At 32.8% G+C, this 17,662-nt stretch carries 11 protein-coding genes; 8 read left to right on the top strand and 3 right to left on the bottom strand.

Annotated elements, in window-relative coordinates; genetic code table 11:
- Positions 1 to 28 precede the first annotated feature (28 nt).
- The 8 genes from ACQY6M_RS05330 (at position 29) to ACQY6M_RS05365 (ending at position 14,529) form a co-directional block, all read left to right on the top strand.
- Positions 29 to 5,749 carry an immunoglobulin-like domain-containing protein gene (locus tag ACQY6M_RS05330; RefSeq protein ID WP_428741440.1) on the top strand — a complete coding sequence of 1,907 codons (5,721 nt, stop codon included), beginning with the start codon at positions 29 to 31 and terminating at the stop codon, positions 5,747 to 5,749.
- A gap of 116 nt (positions 5,750 to 5,865) precedes the next feature.
- Positions 5,866 to 7,221: a DEAD/DEAH box helicase gene (locus ACQY6M_RS05335; protein WP_428741439.1), complete on the top strand. Its 1,356-nt coding sequence runs from the start codon at positions 5,866 to 5,868 to the stop codon at positions 7,219 to 7,221.
- Positions 7,221 to 7,583 carry a Na(+)-translocating NADH-quinone reductase subunit F gene (locus ACQY6M_RS05340; RefSeq protein WP_428741438.1) on the top strand — a complete coding sequence of 121 codons (363 nt, stop codon included), beginning with the start codon at positions 7,221 to 7,223 and terminating at the stop codon, positions 7,581 to 7,583. Before ACQY6M_RS05335 ends, ACQY6M_RS05340 begins: the two co-directional genes overlap by 1 nt.
- Positions 7,584 to 8,005: 422 nt before the next feature.
- Positions 8,006 to 8,569 (top strand): uracil-DNA glycosylase family protein, encoded by a 564-nt coding sequence (locus ACQY6M_RS05345; RefSeq protein ID WP_428741437.1) that lies wholly within the window; start codon positions 8,006 to 8,008, stop codon positions 8,567 to 8,569.
- A 70-nt stretch (positions 8,570 to 8,639) separates the two neighbouring features.
- Entirely contained in the window at positions 8,640 to 9,839 is a 1,200-nt protein-coding gene (gene hflX / locus ACQY6M_RS05350; protein WP_428741436.1) for a GTPase HflX, read from the top strand.
- Between the two features lie 337 nt (positions 9,840 to 10,176).
- Entirely contained in the window at positions 10,177 to 10,902 is a 726-nt protein-coding gene (locus ACQY6M_RS05355; protein ID WP_428741435.1) for an energy transducer TonB, read from the top strand.
- Positions 10,903 to 11,016: 114 nt separating this feature from the next.
- Positions 11,017 to 11,778 (top strand): energy transducer TonB, encoded by a 762-nt coding sequence (locus ACQY6M_RS05360; protein WP_428741434.1) that lies wholly within the window; start codon positions 11,017 to 11,019, stop codon positions 11,776 to 11,778.
- A gap of 48 nt (positions 11,779 to 11,826) precedes the next feature.
- The gene (locus ACQY6M_RS05365; RefSeq protein ID WP_428741433.1) at positions 11,827 to 14,529 is read left to right on the top strand and encodes a TonB-dependent receptor; all 2,703 of its coding nucleotides are present in this window, start codon (positions 11,827 to 11,829) and stop codon (positions 14,527 to 14,529) included.
- Positions 14,530 to 14,607: 78 nt separating this feature from the next.
- Here the strand turns inward: ACQY6M_RS05365 and ACQY6M_RS05370 are convergent, their stop codons facing one another.
- From ACQY6M_RS05370 to ACQY6M_RS05380, 3 genes are all read right to left on the bottom strand, one after another.
- Entirely contained in the window at positions 14,608 to 15,681 is a 1,074-nt protein-coding gene (locus ACQY6M_RS05370; protein WP_428741432.1) for a CNNM domain-containing protein, read from the bottom strand.
- 87 nt (positions 15,682 to 15,768) lie between these two features.
- Positions 15,769 to 16,611: a DUF3078 domain-containing protein gene (locus ACQY6M_RS05375; RefSeq protein WP_428741431.1), complete on the bottom strand. Its 843-nt coding sequence runs from the start codon at positions 16,609 to 16,611 to the stop codon at positions 15,769 to 15,771.
- Between the two features lie 80 nt (positions 16,612 to 16,691).
- Entirely contained in the window at positions 16,692 to 17,642 is a 951-nt protein-coding gene (locus ACQY6M_RS05380; protein WP_428741430.1) for a DUF3078 domain-containing protein, read from the bottom strand.
- Positions 17,643 to 17,662: the final 20 nt, after the last annotated feature.

The following is a 17,662-nucleotide window of genomic DNA, read 5'->3' on the forward strand; positions in this document are numbered from 1 at the left end:
CGATAAAATCGTTCTAATCCACTCGTATATGGCAAAAAAATTACTCTCACTAATTACCTTATTTTTTTCATTAGTAGTATCAGCGCAAACTACTTCCATACCAGATTCAGCTTTTGAACAAGCTTTAATTGATTTGAATATCGATTCAGATGGAGTTGTTAATGGAGTAGTATTAACTTCGGATATTTCATCAATCACAACCTTAGATGTTAGAAGTAAGAATATTCAAGATTTAACAGGTATAGAAGACTTTACTGCCTTAAAGCAGCTTAATGTTAGAAGTAATAAACTTACAGAATTAGACATTTCCAACAATGTAGAGTTAACTATACTACATTGTGGAGCCAACTTTATTTCAAGATTAAATTTGACTAATAATACGAAATTAGAAAATTTAATAGCTGAGAATAATAATCTTAGTCAAATTATACCTACACTATTACCAACGAGTTTGAAAATTTTCAATTTGAGTGGAAATGAACTGACTACCTTAGATCTTAGTAACTTACCAAATTTACAAGTTTTATGGATGACTAACTGTTCAAATTTACAGTATTTGAATCTCAAGAATGGCAATAATACCAATATATCTATTGTCGATATTAGAAGTAATCCATTGCTAAATTGTGTAACGGTAGATGATTCTAGTTATAGCGATACCAACTGGACAGATAAAGATGCACATACAACGTTCAATACTTTATGTGAAGAATATGTATATGTGCCAGATGATAATTTTGAACAAGCATTAATAGATTTAGGCTACGATAATGTATTGGACGATTATGTTTTAAAATCAAACATAAGTGCAGTAACGTCATTAGAAATAGAAGAGAAAGGTATCTCAGACTTAACTGGTATAGGAAGTTTTACAGCATTAACATTTTTAAGAATTAGAGGAAATAACTTGTCGGAGTTAGACCTTTATAGTAACACAGAGTTAATGAATTTATATGTAGGCTACAATGTACTATCATCTTTAGATTTATCAACAAATACAAAACTAGTTCGTTTAGCGCTCGAGGGTAATAAATTAGAAGAACTTATCATGCCAAGTTCAGCGGTAAATCTATATGAATTCAATGCTTCTGATAACAGTCTTACAGAAATTGATTTGAGTAGCTATTCAAACTTGGCTTTGGTTATAGTGAGCGATAATCCGTTACTTGAAAAATTTTCAATAAAAAACGGGAATAATAGTGGACTAAGATTTTTCCAAGCTAGTAATACGCCTTTGTTGTATTGTATAGATGTGGATGATGTATCCTATAGCGAAACCAATTGGACAAATATAGATGCTCATACAAATTTTAGTCAAAATTGTTTTAATGACTATGCATATGTTCCAGATGATAATTTTGAACAGGCGCTAATTGATTTAGGGTATGATGATGTGTTAGACAATTATGTTTTAACAGCAAACATCGATTCTGTAACTATTTTAAATCTTTACAATAAAAATATTAGTAATCTTACTGGAATTGAGCGATTCACAGCGTTGAAGGATTTGGATTGTAGAGTAAATAATCTATCAGAGCTAGATGTTTCGAGTAATACAGAGCTAACAGATTTATTATGTGGTAGTAACAATATTACAAAACTTGATATTAGTGCCAATACCAAGCTAATATATTTTGCAGCAGAAGGAAATGGATTAACGGAGTTATTACCATCAAGTTTGCCAACGAGTATTTTTAGCTTAAACCTTAATGATAATAGTCTGACATCGATAGATTTATCAGGTATGACTAGTTTAAAACATATAAAGCTAAGAGATAACCCATATTTAGGTGAGTTAACCTTAAAAAATATTGATGAAACTAAAATCCTAAGTTTTGAGACCATAAATACTCCAGAATTGTATTGCATTCAAGTGGATGATCCTAGCTACAGTACCACAAATTGGACAATGATAGATGACCATACCTCGTTTAGTGATTATTGTCGTTTTGATTCTGTGTATGTTCCAGATGATAACTTTGAGCAAGCGTTGATAGATTTAGGGTATGATGATGTGTTAGATAATTATGTGTTAAAGGAAAATATCAATACTGTTTATCAATTAAATTTGAATGGAAAAGATATCTCTGATTTAACAGGTCTAAAGGGCTTTACAAGCTTAGGGAGATTACTTGTAATTGATAATAATTTAACTGAATTGGATGTTTCTAGAAATCTAGAGTTAGGTGAAATTTACTGCGAGTTAAATAATATTTCAAAAATAGATGTATCAGTCAATACAAAATTAACGAGATTATCTATTGGTAGCAATCCACTTACTGAGTTATTACCATCACAGTTAACAAAGAGTTTACTTGTTTTAGAAATTAGCTATAGTGAGTTAAAAGAGTTAGATGTTAGCGGGCTTCCTAACCTTCTTCAATTAAGGGTACTTAATAATGATTTGTTGGAATATTTTAATGTTAAAAATAATAACAACACAAAAATTACAGCTTTTCAATCAACATCAAATCCTTTACTTTACTGTATTGAAGTTGATAGTCCTTTTTATAGTGCTATAAGTTGGTCCAGTATTGATGCACATACTAATTTTGGAGATGATTGTAAAGCACCTGTTATTACACTAAAAGGAGCGAATCCACAAACGATAGAATTAGGAGCAGGTTATTCAGAATTGGGGGCAACCACAGATGATGGATCGGATGTTATTATCAATTCTTCTAACTTTAGAGATGCAGTTGGAACTTACACGATTTATTACGATGCTATGGATGCTTCTTGGAATGTAGCAGACCAAGTTACCCGAACAGTGAATGTGATAGATACAACAGCACCTGTTATTACACTAAACGGAGCAAATCCACAAACGATAGAGTTAGGGGCAGGCTATTCAGAATTAGGAGCTATGGCAGATGATGGATCAGATGTCGTAATCAATACTTCTGAATTTAGAGATGCGGTTGGAACTTATACTATTTATTACGATGCTACGGATGCTTCTGGAAATACAGCAGCACAAGTAACCCGAACAGTAAATGTAGTAGATACCGCACCAGTAATCACATTAGTAGGAGCAAATCCACAAACGATAGAATTAGGAGATGGCTATTCAGAATTGGGGGCAACCACAAATGACGGTTCGGATGTTGTTATCAATACTTCTGAGTTTAGAGATGCAATAGGAAGTTATACAATTTATTACGATGCTACGGATGCTTATGGAAATAAAGCAGACCAAGTCACCCGAACAGTGAATGTGGTAGATACCACTGCGCCAGTAATTACACTAAACGGAACATTCATACAAACAATAGAATTAGGGGCTGGTTATTCAGAATTGGGGGCAACCACAGATGATGGATCGGATGTTATTATCAATTCTTCTAATTTTAGAGATGCCGTAGGAGCCTATGTAATTTTTTATGATGCTACGGATGCTTATGGAAATAAAGCAGACCAAGTCGCCCGAATCGTTCAAGTAGTAGATACCACAGCGCCAGTAATTACATTAAATGGAGCAAACCCACAAACAATAGAATTGGGAGCAGGCTATTCAGAATTAGGAGCTACCACAGATGACGAATCGAATGTTGTTATCAATACTTCTGAGTTTAGAGATGCAGTTGGAACTTACACCATTTATTACAATGCTACAGATGTTTCTTGGAATACAGCAGAGCAAGTTACCCGAACAGTGAATGTGGTAGATACCACTGCACCAGTAATTACATTAAACGGAGCAAACCCTCAGACGATAGAACTAGGATCTGGCTATTCAGAATTGGGGGCAACCACAAATGACGGTTCGGATGTTGTCATCAATACTTCTGAGTTTAGAGATGCAGTTGGAACTTACACCATTTATTACAATGCTACGGATGCTTCTTGGAATACAGCAGAGCAAGTTACCCGAACAGTGAATGTGGTAGATACCACTGCACCAGTAATTACCCTAAATGGAGCAAATCCACAAACGATAGCACTAGGATCTGGCTATTCAGAATTAGGAGCGACTACAGATGATGGATCGGATATTATTATCAATACTTCTGAGTTTAGAGATGAAATAGGAACCTATACTATTTATTACGATGCTACGGATGTTTCAGGAAATACAGCAGACCAAGTAACTCGAACAGTAAATGTGATAGATACCACAGCGCCAGTAATCACATTAGTAGGAGCAAACCCACAAACAATAGAACTAGGAGCAGGCTATTCAGAGTTAGGAGCTACGACAGATGATGGATCAGATGTTGTTATCAATGCATCCGAATTTGTAGATGCCGTAGGAACCTATACTATTTATTATGATGCTACAGATGCTTTAGGAAATACAGCAGACCAAGTAACCCGAACTGTGTATGTGGTAGATACCACAGCACCAGTAATTACATTAAACGGAGCAAGCCCTCAGACGATAGAACTAGGAGCAGGCTATTCAGAATTAGGAGCCACGACTGATGATGGATCAGATGTTGTTATCAATACTTCCGAATTTAGAGATGTAGTTGGAACTTACACCATTTATTACAATGCTACGGATGCTTCTTGGAATACAGCAGAGCAAGTTACCCGAACAGTGAATGTGGTAGATAGCACTGCACCAGTAATTACATTAAACGGAGCAAACCCTCAGACGATAGAACTAGGATTTGGCTATTCAGAATTGGGGGCAACCACAAATGACGGTTCGGATGTTGTTATCAATACTTCTGAGTTTAGAGATGCAATAGGAAGTTATACAATTTATTATGATGCTACGGATGCTTCAGGAAATAAAGCAGACCAAGTAACCCGAACAGTAAATGTTATAGATACAACTGCACCAGTTATTAGTTTAGTAGGAGCCAACCCTCAGACGATAGAACTAGGAGTAGGTTATTCAGAATTAGGAGCCACGACAGATGATGGATCAGCTATTGTTATTAATACTTCTGAATTTAAAGATGTAGTTGGAACTTATACAATTTATTACAATGCTACGGATGCTTCAGGAAATGTAGCAGCACAAGTAGCACGAATAGTGAATGTGGTAGATACCACGGTGCCTACAGTAAACTGTATTTCAGAAGCTATTTTTGCTCTAGATGAAACAGGAAGTTATGTGATTGAAGCAAGTGATATTGATAATGGATCAACAGATTTATCTGGAATCAAATCTTTGAGTATTAATAGAAATTCTTTTGATTGTTCAGATATAGGAAATCCAGTTACTGTCACATTAACTGTTATTGATAATAATGATTTGGTAGCTACATGTACAACAACCATAAGAGTGGTAGATACTTCATATCCTGTATTTGAAGTAGGTACTTTACCAAGTGATATGGTTGTAGGAGTAAACAATACAGAGAATAATGGATATATATTGGAAGATTTTAGAAATCAAATTATAGTTACAGATAATTGTGCCGATATATTAAGTGTGGAACAATATCCTTCACCAGGACAAATATTGACAGCAGGAGACCATACCATTACTATTGAAGTTTTTGACAATTATAACAACTATAGTTTCCATGAATTTGTTATAACGGTTGATAAATCTCTGAGCACGGGAGGTGATGATGAAAGTGATGAATTTATTCTATATCCTAATCCAACTCAAGGAAAAGTATATTCTACTATTGAAATAGATAGTTTTGAAATATACAATCTGTCCGGGCAAAAGATTATGGAAAGTTCAGAAAAGGAAATTGATTTAGAAAGTTTGACAGCGGGTGTTTATTTTGCTCGTGTATATACACAAAAAGGGGTGAAGGTATTTAAAATTGTAAAAGAGTAGGGGAAGGATATAATTTGCTGCAAAACCTTTTATAAAGGTAGGGTGCATTCAAAAATAATAACTGTATTTAATTAAACAAAAAATATTGGTTGTACCTTTGCAGCAAATTATTGTTAATGACTACTTTTCAAGATTTAGACTTATCAAATCCACTAAGAAATTCAATTGAAGAATTAGGTTTTACAAACCCAACACCTATTCAAGAAGAAGCATTCCCTGTTATTCGCTCAGGAAAAGATGTAGTGGGTATTGCACAAACAGGTACAGGGAAAACCTTTGGATATTTATTGCCGATATTACGTGATTTAAAGTTTTCAAAACAACAACACCCAAGGGTGATGATATTGGTGCCTACACGAGAATTAGTGGTACAGGTGGTGGAAGAGATTGAAAAGTTAGCAAAATATATGACTTTACGTACTATTGGGGTGTATGGAGGAGTCAACTTAAATCGCCATAAAGAAGCAGTAATGCAAGGTGCTGATATTATTGTTGCTACTCCAGGACGTTTATATGATTTAGCCTTAAGCAACGTGTTGAAATTAAAGTCTATTCAGAAATTGGTGATTGATGAAGTAGATGTGATGCTTGATTTAGGCTTTCGTTTTCAGTTGTTAAATATTTTTGATTTACTACCTCAAAGACGTCAAAATATCATGTTCTCAGCAACGATGACAGAAGATGTGGAAGCGTTAATTGATGATTTTTTTATTGCTCCTCATAAAATAGCGATTGCAGTTAGCGGAACACCGTTAGATAATATTCAGCAAACAAGTTATGATGTTCCTAATTTTTACACGAAAGTCAATTTATTAAACTATTTATTGTTTGATAAATCAGAGTTTAGCAAAGTGTTGGTGTTTGCACCTAATAAACGAAATGCTGATAGGTTGTTTGATTGTGTTGCAGAAGAATACCCATCGCAAGCTTGCGTAATTCACTCTAACAAAACGCAAAATTATCGTTTGCGTTCCATAGAACAATTCAATAAAGGAGAAAAGCGAATTTTAATTGCGACAGATGTAATTGCACGTGGATTAGATTTAGAAGAAATTACGCATGTAATCAATTTCAATACGCCACATTTCCCTGAAAACTATATGCACAGAATAGGTCGTACAGGACGTGCAGAGCATGAAGGAAAAACTATCTTATTTGCTACAGAAAAAGAACAAGAAGCAAAACAACGAATAGAGGAGTTGATGGATTATACAATTCCGAAGTTAGAAATTCCAGAACAAGTTGAAATTTCTGACCAATTAACAGAAGAAGAACGTCCAAAAGAGGAAAGAGAAATTAATAAAAACAGAACTTCTCAAGAGTTTATTCCTGGGCCAGCTTTTCACGAGAAAAAAGAAAAGAATAAAAAAACTAATCAAGGAGGTTCTTACAGAAGAGAACTTGCCAAGAAATATAAGAAGCCAAAAACAAAAGGCGATAAGAATTACAACAAACGTAATAAGAAGAAGTAATGCAAGAGCTTACCAAACAAGAACTCCATAATTTAGGAATGAATATTGTAGGTAAAAAGCTGCAAAAAATGGGGTATGAATTTATAGCGGTGAATAGTGAATTAAAAAAACATCCGCAGTTTGTACTCTATAAAAAAGGAGAGCCTACTATTTTTGTATTGGTAAAAACCACGAACAATATTCAGTCTCCACAAGAGTATGATGTGTTGTGGATGGAAACCTTTAAAGAACACGCTCAAAGGCAAAACGCAAAGGTTTGGTATGCAGGTGTAGGTATTGCAAATGCTGAGAGTGTTGATTTACCTGTTTTTAAAGACAAACCATATTATGTCGCTTTCGATGACTTTATAAAAGTTTTATAAAAATTATCATATACTTACTAAACGAGTAATAAATTTACTTTAGTTTTTTAAAAATAAAACACCTTTAATGTTCGGAATTAAGCAGTCTCGAATAATTCTTGAAGGTTAATAAATCTTTTCACTGGCAAAAAAACAGTGGTTTAAATTGACCGAAAAGGGTAAAAACCCTATTAGCTGGCAGATAGATGAGTATTAGTTTTACCCTAGGGAGAAAATTAATAAATCATCTAAAAAAAATGAAAAGAGAACTACTAACCAAAAAAGGGAAAAAATTAATGAAAACTATTTTAGTGTTTTTATCAGATTTAGGCGAAGCTGCCGGTTATGCAATCAAGAATTAAGACTAAAATAACTAAAGTTAAAAAACACTCGTTTTACAATGTAATCGAGTGTTTTTTATGCATAAATACTAACTTTACAATGTGGAGAATCTTTTAGAAAAAATAAAGAGATGTAAAATTTGTGAGGAGCATATAGAGCCCAACCCTGTTGTTTTAGCAAGTAAACAATCTAAAATTATCATTGTAGGGCAAGCACCAGGAACCAAAGTACATCAATCAGGAATCCCCTGGGACGATGCAAGTGGAAAACAGTTAAGAAAGTGGTTAGATGTTACAGATGAGCAATTTTACGACACCAATAATTTCGGAATAATTCCTATGGGATTTTGTTATCCTGGAAAAGGAAAATCAGGAGATTTACCTCCAAGAAAAGAATGTGCTCCGAAATGGCATCAACCATTATTAAGTGAAATGCCCAATGTAAAATTGATTATTTTAATTGGGATGTACGCTCAGAACTATTATTTAAAAGACAAAACCAAACGCACACTTACTGAAACAGTAAATGCTTTCGAAGAATATTTACCAAACTATTTTGTGCTACCACATCCGTCACCTAGAAATCGATTTTGGTTAACCAAAAACCCATGGTTTGAAAAGGTAGTATTACCACAGTTAAAAAGTGTGGTAAAAGACTTGTTGTAATATTTTTTTCAAATTTATCCCTTAAGAAAGTAGCGTAACTTACGTTGATAAATTTGTACTTTTGCAGCGTATGATAGAAACACGTGAAGCCATATCAGAAAAAACGGTTTTAATAGGTATTATAACCCAATATCAAGACGAGAAACAGTCAGAAGAGTACTTAGATGAGTTAGAGTTTTTAACACTAACTGCAGGAGGTGTTGCTGTAAAACGTTTTGTGCAAAAATTAGATAAACCTAACCCAAAAACTTTTTTGGGTACAGGTAAGTTAGAAGATGTAAAAGCTTATATAGATGCAAACGATATAGGTACAGCAATTTTTGATGATGAATTATCGCCAGCTCAGTTAAGAAATATTGAGCGTTTTTTAGATTGTAAAATTCTAGATAGAACTAATTTAATCTTGGATATTTTTGCAAGTAGAGCTCAAACGAGTTCAGCAAAAGCTCAGGTAGAATTGGCGCAATATCAATATTTACTTCCTCGATTAACACGAATGTGGACACACCTTGATAAACAAAAAGGAGGTATAGGTATGCGTGGTCCTGGAGAAACAGAAATTGAAACAGACCGTCGTATTATTCGTGATAAGATATCCTTACTAAAAAAGAAGTTAGAAACCATAGATAAACAAATGGTGGTGCAGCGTAAAAACCGTGGAAAAATGGTGCGTGTTGCTTTGGTAGGATATACAAATGTTGGGAAATCTACCTTAATGAATGTGATTAGTAAAAGTGAGGTATTTGCTGAGAATAAGTTGTTCGCAACCTTAGATACTACAGTTAGAAAAGTAGTAATTAAGAATATTCCTTTTTTAATGACAGATACTGTAGGGTTCATTAGGAAGTTACCAACACAATTAGTAGAGTCATTTAAATCTACTTTAGATGAAGTTAGAGAAGCAGATTTATTGTTGCATGTTGTTGATATTTCGCATCCAAATTTTGAAGATCATATAGCATCGGTAAACAAAATTCTGGATGAAATAGATAGTGCTAATAAACCTACAGTAATGGTGTTTAATAAGATAGATGCTTATACCCATGAAACTATTGATGAAGATGATTTGGTTACAGAAAAAACAAAGGCACATTATACTTTAGAAGATTGGAAAAAAACATGGATGAATGATATAGAAACTGAAAGCATTTTTATATCTGCATTGAATAAAGATAACTTAGAAGACTTTAAAGATAAAGTATACGAAGAAGTGAAAAAAATACACATTCAACGTTTTCCATATAACGACTTTTTATATCAAGAGTATTAGATCTTTAATTGTAAAACATTAGAAGGTAATTAAAAAAGAGCTTAAAAATTGTTGTTTAAGCTCTTTTTTATTATATTTACCTTCGCTTATAAGGTATTATACGGTTATAAGCAAACATTTTAAACTAGTATTTTTAACCATTTTATCCCCCTGTAAATGAAAAAATATAAATCTTCACAAGTAGAATCTTCGAGATTTTTTTTAGAACAATCAATTTATAAAGTCTATTAACTAGGCTGATCTTATTCAATTAATTATTAGGAACAAACCTTACAGTTACTTGAAATGTATGCTCAAGTTTTTTGAGTTCCCCCTGTATTATTTTAAATAGATTGTGATGAGGAAAATACTATTATTCTTGATGTTAAGTTGTAGTATTCAATTGGCTATGACGCAAGAAGTTTGTACATCTAAAAATAACGAATTGGCTGATATAAATTCAGTTGATAAATGTCTTGTTAAGAAAACAAATGATAATCTTAATGAAGCTAAAGAATCATCGATTATTACTGTAGCTACCATATCTAGCAGAAGATACTTAAAAAGACGAGTGTATTTTGAAAGAGTGGTTAGTTTAGCTACTGGTTTAAAAGCACAAGACATTTCAAGATTAAAGGTAGTTAATGATTTAAAATCATGTTATCTGAGTAATTTGTCTCCTATAGTTATAAAAACAGAACCTAAATTAATTGAGAATGGAGTACCATTTGATGTAGTTGATGAAATTCCATTGTTTTCATCTTGTGCTAGTGCTTCAATTAATAAAGAAGATTGTTTTAATTATGAAATGAAAAAGCACATAGTTAATACGTTTACTTACCCAGAGAAAGCCCTTGAAAAAGGAATTGAAGGAAATGTAAGAGTTAGCTTTATTATTGATGCTACAGGAAAAGTAACCAGTATTAAAACTGAAGGTGAAGGAGTTCATGAAATTTTAAAGCAAGAAGCAGAGAGAATAGTTTCATTATTACCCAATTTTATACCAGGAAAGCAAGAAGGAAAAGCTACAAATGTGTTGTATAGTTTTCCTATGGATTTTACCTTAAATACTATAACAGAATAGTTTACAAAAAATTAGTTTTTTTATAAAAAAAGAATACCTTTGCGCGTTCATTAGCCCCTTCAATATCAACTGTTAAAAGTTTGATAGGTATAATGTTAAACCCCCCCTTAAGGTATGAGAAAAATTATTTTTTTTATAACGTTAGTTTGTTTTTACGTTACTACAGCTTTATCACAACGTGAAGTATGTGAGACTCCAGAAAGTTCTTTAGATTTAAATAGTATCACCAAATGTACTATTGCTCCTAAAGATAAAAACAATAAAAGAACACGCCAAATCTCTGTAAAAGTATCTGCAAATAGAAGATACTTAAAGAAAAGAGAAACTCCACAAAAGAAAGCCGTTTCAGAAGTTGCAGATTTAGCAGGAACCGCTAAGATAGAAAGCACAAGTAATGAGACAGCAATAGCTGAATCTTTAGTGTTGGATAATCCTTCACCTTCAGAGGAGTCTTTAGCAGCAAAGAATAATTTAGAAAATCTTAAAAATAAATTATCTGCAGAAGAAGTACGTCAAGCTGAAAAATTTAGCACTGTCGATAATATACCGTTGTTTTCTGCATGTAAAGATGCTGATGAAAAAGACAGGTTAGACTGTTTTAATATTGAAATGGTAAAACATATTCAAAAATATTTTAGGTACCCAAGTCAAGCAGTAAAAGAATCAATCCAAGGAGAAGTTTGGGTTCGATTTATTATTGATAAAAATGGACAAGTAAAAAATATTAAAACTTTAGGGCCTAAAAACGGAGAATTATTAAATAATGAAGCAGTAAGAGTGGTTTCTCAATTACCACAGTTCATTCCTGCTGAAAAAAGTGGTAATCGTACCTCTGTTAAATACGGATTCCCAATCATGTTTGCTTTAGACGAGTAAATAAATCACAAATAACTTAATACCAATAATTAATTAAAATTAAACACTATGTTTAAAAAACTACTGTCTATACTTTTTATAGCATGTAGCGTGTCTTTTTATGGGCAAACTACAATAAACGGAAAGGTTTATGACGAATATTTAGAACCTTTTTCAAATGCAGTTGTTGTTTCGGGTGATGCTAGAGCAACCTCTAATTTTGATGGAAACTTTACGTTAACAGTAAAGCAAAATTTCCCTTTTGAAATTCAAGTTTCTGCTTTTGGATACAAAACAGAAACTATTGAAGTAACTTCAAAAGATCAAGAAATAAATGTTATTCTAAAAGAAAATGTTGCGTTAGATGAAGTTGTAATTTCAGCTTCAAGATCTCCTGAAAGAGTTATTGAATCTCCAGTAACTATTGAAAGAATGGGAGAAATAGATATTAAAAGAAATACTTCTCCTTCGTTTTACGATGGATTGGTAAACTTAAAAGGAATTGAGTCGCGTGAGGCGAACTATGGTTTCAAATCTATCAATGCTCGTGGTTTCTCTACGTTTGATAACACTCGTTTTGTGCAGTTAGTAGATGGAGTAGAAACCTCAATCCCAGCATTAAACTTCTCAGCAGGAAACCTTGTTGGACTTTCTGATTTAGATGTTAAGAATGTTGAAATTCTTCCAGGAGCTTCTTCTGCTCTTTATGGGGCGAACGCCTTCAACGGTATTTTATTAATGAGAAGTAAAAATCCATTTGATCATGCGGGTATAAGTACTTATATTAAAGGAGGAGTTATGTCGCAAGAAGCAGCAGGGAATAATGCTTTTTACGATGTAGGAATCCGTATGGCATATAAGTTTAATAACTATGTTGCTGGAAAAGTTAACTTGACTTATTTTGAAGCTGAAGAATGGCATGCAGATGATACTAGTAATACAACTGGTATTGGAGGAACAATTATCGAGGGTGATAGAAAGACTAATACAGACTATGATGGTGTGAATGTATATGGTGATGAAGTTTTTTATAATTTAAATGATATAAATGCAGCTTTACCTTTAATGGATGTTAGTAGAACAGGTTATGATGAAAAAGATTTAACAAATTATAATAGTTATAACTTAAAATTTGATGGTTCTATACATGTTAGGCCATGGGCAAATGATGCGCTAGAAATTGTATTGAATACTCGTTACTCTAGAGGAGATAATATGTATCAAGGAACTAATAGATTTTCACAAAAAGGATATTTTATTGAGCAGTATAAATTAGAGTTTTTAGGGAAAAACTTTTTCGTAAGAGGATATTATACAGGAAACGATTCAGGGCAAAGCCACGATTTACGATTTGCGGCTATTGCTTTAAATGAAAAGTACAATCCATCTAAAAATTGGTTTGGAGAATATGCAACCGTTTTTTCTACAACAGGAAGTGATCAACAAGCAAGAGATTATGCTAACAGAAATAGATTTGTACCAGGAACGGCTGAATTTAAAAATGCGTTAGAAGAGGTAATCAACACTCCAATTAATAAAGGTGGAGCTGCAATTAAAGATCAAACGTCTTTTTACCATGCAGATGCAAACTACAACTTTAGAGATATTATTCGTTGGGGAGAAATTCAGGTAGGAGGTTCTTATCGTAAGTATGATATTAACTCTAACGGAACCTTGTTTACTGATGAAAACAGTGGTATTACTTTCGATATGGTAGGTGCATACTCTCAAATTCAAAAGAAATTGTTAGATGACAGATTAAAGCTTACAGGATCTGTTCGTTACGATAAATCTAAAAACTTTGAAGGGAATTTCTCTCCAAGGTTAGCGGTAAACTACTCTTTGGGACAAACTAAAAACCACATATTAAGAGCTTCATATCAAACAGGATTTAGAAACCCTAGTATCACAGAACAGTATTTCGGGCTACGTTCAGGGCCAAAAAAATATATCTTAGGTACTTCAAATGAGAATATAGGTCGTTTTTCTACTACAGTACGAAATGAAGATGGTAGTACTGATGAAATTACAGGAAGTGATGCTTTTGGAAAATCATTTGAAAGCTTATCGAATCTTGTAAAGGTAGATGTTGATCCTATAAAGCCAGAACAAGTTACTTCTTATGAAGTTGGGTACAGAAGTATTATTGATTTGAATAGTAAAAGCTTATTAGAGTTAGATATAAATGGTTATTACAACCAGTACAAAAACTTCGTAGCGTTTAAAAACGTTTTTACACCTAACTATGGTGATGTAGCATCTGATGGAACTCCAAATGCTGAAGCACAAACAGCTTTTGCTAATGGTGATTATACAGAGTTTGTATTAAATACAAATACAAAGGCAGCTGTTGATTCGTATGGTATTGGAATAGGATTAAATACAAAAGTGTTTAAAACATTCAATTTTGGTGCAAACTATACATATACAAAATTAGTTTTTGATCAAAGTACAGATCCAACTTTCAAATCAGGGTTTAATACTCCTGAACATCAGGTAAAATTTATGTTTGGAAACCAAAATTTATTCAACAACTTTGGGTTCAACGTAAATCTTAGATGGCAAAATGAGTTCTTATGGCAATCAAGTTTCTTAGATGCAACGGTAGATGCACGAACTGTGTTAGATGCACAAATGAACTATAGAGTTCCTGCTATAAACTCAAGATTTAAAATTGGAGGAACTAACTTAACAGGGAAAGAATATATGGTTGCACCAGGATCAGGGTTGATTGGTTCTATGTATTATATTTCTTGGACAATTAATGACTAATTATTAGTTATTTTAATAACAAAAAAGAGGTGTGAATTTAATTCACACCTCTTTTTTTTGTATATAATTAAGAAGTTCTTATTCGTTTTCAGTATCATCAATTATTCCAAGGCGCTTAGCACGTTGTTCCCAACTCTTTCTAGCTAAGTTTTGTAAGTTGGCTACATTATCACTCTCATCCATAATTTCGAAGCCTAAAAGAGTTTCTATAACGTCTTCTTGAGTAACCAATCCACTTACTGCTCCATATTCATCAACAACTAAAGCTAAATGTTCTCTCTGCGCTATTAACTTTTCAAATAAATTAGGAATAGATAACTCTCTGCTAGCAATAATAATCTCTCTTTTAATACTTTTTAAAGGCTCGTTTCCTTTGTTGTCAACCAAAGAAAGTAATAGTTGGTCTTTTAAAATATAGCCTGTTATATTATCAGAGTTATCAGCATAAACTGGAATTCTAGAAAAACGTAAAGGTCTATTTTCGTTGAAAAAAGATTCAATAGTTTGGTTTTCGTCTGCCGTTTTAAGTACCGTTCTAGGAGTCATAATATGTTTTGCTTGTACTTGTTTAAAGTTCAACATATTTCGGATTACCTTACTTTCACTCTCATGAAAAACGCCTTCTTGTTCTGCAATATCGGTCATGGCAGAAAAATCTTCTCTGCTTAAAACACTTTCACCATGAGCTCCTTTACCAAATAGTTTGGTAAATAACTGAAGAGTCCAAATAATACCAGTGTATTTGCAAAAAAAGATAAGGATATTGAGTGCTTTGGTAGTAAAGCCAGCTAAAGATTTCCAATAAGTAGCACCAATTGTTTTAGGAATAATTTCTGAAGCAACTAAAATTAAAATAGTCATTATTGCTGAAACAATGAAAACTCCATTGCCTTCATCACTAAATATTTTTTTTGCTTGCGCACCCACTAAAATAGCCCCTACAGTATGTGCAATTGTATTAACCGTTAAAATAGCAATTAAAGGCTTGTCAACATCTTTTTTTAAGGCTTCAAGCTGATTTGCGTAAGCTTTTTCTTCTTTCTTTTTAACATTTAAAAAAGTGGGTGTTATACTCAATAAAACAGCTTCTAAAATAGAGCATAAAAAAGAGAAAAATATTGAAAGGGTTGCGTATACTATTAATAAAGACATTTGTTAAATTTTTTAGGCTAAAATACATAAAAAAGAAAACCTCAAGAATAGTATTCTTGAGGTTTTGGTTAAGTATATTGTGTTTTTCTAAAAGCCGTAATTAATTCCCAGTCCAAATACTTCTCTTGTTTGAAATCCTTCATAAGCATTGTCATCATAAATAGTTTGTACAGAAAGATTTGCTGATAAGTATTTGTTAACCTTCATTACTACATTAATAGTGTAATCAATATCTACATTTTGAAAATCTTCTAAATAGTTACTGTATAAATTTAAAATATTTTCAAATGATACGTTTTTCATAACTTCTAACTTATAATACGCATTTAAAGCAGCCCCTATTTCGTAACGGGTAGTCTCTCCTTGAGCCACACCAAAAGCTTCTCCAGCTTCAGTTAAATGGTCATGAACTACAATTAGTTTTGAGGTTGCAGGAGCAATATTTACTTTTAAGTTATCGTGTTTTTTCCATAACATACCAGGTCCAAATTGAAAGTATGCAGGAGAAAAGAAGTGTGATGTTTGAGTACCATCTTCAGTATATGTTGATGACATCTGAGATTTAAAGTTAAAAAATGCTGAATAATACCAGTACCCACTGGCTTTCTTCCCAGCTAAAGAATTAAATTCTAAACGATCATCGGTCTTCTTCATGTCTTCTCCTTTTAGTTTTGTTAAACCATAAGAAGCAATTATTTTGTTATCCCAAGTCCAATCACCTTTTGTGTAGTTAAAATCGTAGTTAAGTCCTAGGGTACCAGAAACATTATTAGTTCCACCTGCTAACCAGTTATTAAAAGCCGATTGGTTAAATAAGAAAGTGATATTACCACTTCTTTTCCATCCTTCTTTTGGTTCTTCTTTTTTGTCGTCTTGTGCACTTACTGTTACTGCTCCTAAAAATATAATGATTGTTAGTAATTTTTTCATTGTAGTAATTTTTAATTTATTTTTTTGAGGGCGCGAAAATACGCCTTACATAGGTGTTAGACAATATTCTTGGATAAAAGTCACGTTTTATGAAAAATATAATTTAAACCCAACCCAAAGACTTCTTTAAATTGTAAGTTGCTAGAGGCATCATCATCTACCATGGCACGCAACCCAAGATTTGTAGACAGATTTTTGTTGATTTTGACAAAGAAATTTAACTGATAATCAATATCTACATTTTGAGGGTCTTTAATATAATCAGAGTATAAAGCAACAATATTTTCCATAGTTACGTCTTTCATAACTTCTTTTTTAAAATAAGCAGAAAGGTTAAACCCTAATCCAAATTTTGTATTCCTGTTTTCTTCAACTCCATATTTTCCTGAAAACTCATCAGAAACAAAGGTATAACGAGCTGTTGCCGGTGCAATGTTTATCTTAGCATCATCATTTCGCTTCCACAACATACCGGGACCAAAACTCCAATAAGCAGGAGAAAAGAAATCAGATACTGAAATTATAGGATCTTGTTTATAGTCGTAACCTCTAGCATATTGTGTTTTAAAGTTACTGAAAAAAGAGAAATACCATAATTTAGAGGTTTTTAAACCAAGTAATGAGTTGTACTCGAATTGATCATCAGTTTTTCTATAACCTTGTCCCTCTACGTAACTTAAACCATAAGCTGTAATTATTTTATTGTCCCAATTCCACTTATTTTTCTTGTAGTTGAAATCATATACTAATCCCATATTTCCAGCTACAGTATTATTTCCTCCAGCAGCCCAGTTGGAAAATGATGATTGATTAAAAAGAAAAGTATACTTACCTGTTACCGTCCATTTTTTTGGGATAGCTGCTTTTTTTATAGGTTTAGCAGAGATGCTATCGTTAAAAACAACAGAGGCAAAATTTGTTTTGATTGGTACGTTGGTTAATTTTAATGTAGAAATACTATCCTTTTGAGTTTCTTGACAAACTACTGTGAAAGAATAAAATACAAACAGAGTTAAAAACAACTTTTTCATTAATAGTTGAATTGAGGAGT

Source organism: Tenacibaculum sp. (genome assembly GCF_050290165.1).
Lineage (GTDB): Bacteria > Bacteroidota > Bacteroidia > Flavobacteriales > Flavobacteriaceae > Polaribacter.

Bases quoted from the DNA above. Each gene is read 5' to 3' on its own strand.
- ACQY6M_RS05330 (WP_428741440.1), top strand. From the start codon at position 29: ATGGCAAAAAAATTACTCTCACTAATTACCTTATTTTTTTCATTAGTA.
- ACQY6M_RS05375 (WP_428741431.1), bottom strand. From the start codon at position 16,611: ATGAAAAAATTACTAACAATCATTATATTTTTAGGAGCAGTAACAGTA.
- ACQY6M_RS05340 (WP_428741438.1), top strand. From the start codon at position 7,221: ATGCAAGAGCTTACCAAACAAGAACTCCATAATTTAGGAATGAATATT.
- ACQY6M_RS05355 (WP_428741435.1), top strand. From the start codon at position 10,177: ATGAGGAAAATACTATTATTCTTGATGTTAAGTTGTAGTATTCAATTG.
- ACQY6M_RS05380 (WP_428741430.1), bottom strand. From the start codon at position 17,642: ATGAAAAAGTTGTTTTTAACTCTGTTTGTATTTTATTCTTTCACAGTA.
- ACQY6M_RS05335 (WP_428741439.1), top strand. From the start codon at position 5,866: ATGACTACTTTTCAAGATTTAGACTTATCAAATCCACTAAGAAATTCA.
- ACQY6M_RS05370 (WP_428741432.1), bottom strand. From the start codon at position 15,681: ATGTCTTTATTAATAGTATACGCAACCCTTTCAATATTTTTCTCTTTT.
- ACQY6M_RS05365 (WP_428741433.1), top strand. From the start codon at position 11,827: ATGTTTAAAAAACTACTGTCTATACTTTTTATAGCATGTAGCGTGTCT.
- ACQY6M_RS05360 (WP_428741434.1), top strand. From the start codon at position 11,017: ATGAGAAAAATTATTTTTTTTATAACGTTAGTTTGTTTTTACGTTACT.
- hflX (WP_428741436.1), top strand. From the start codon at position 8,640: ATGATAGAAACACGTGAAGCCATATCAGAAAAAACGGTTTTAATAGGT.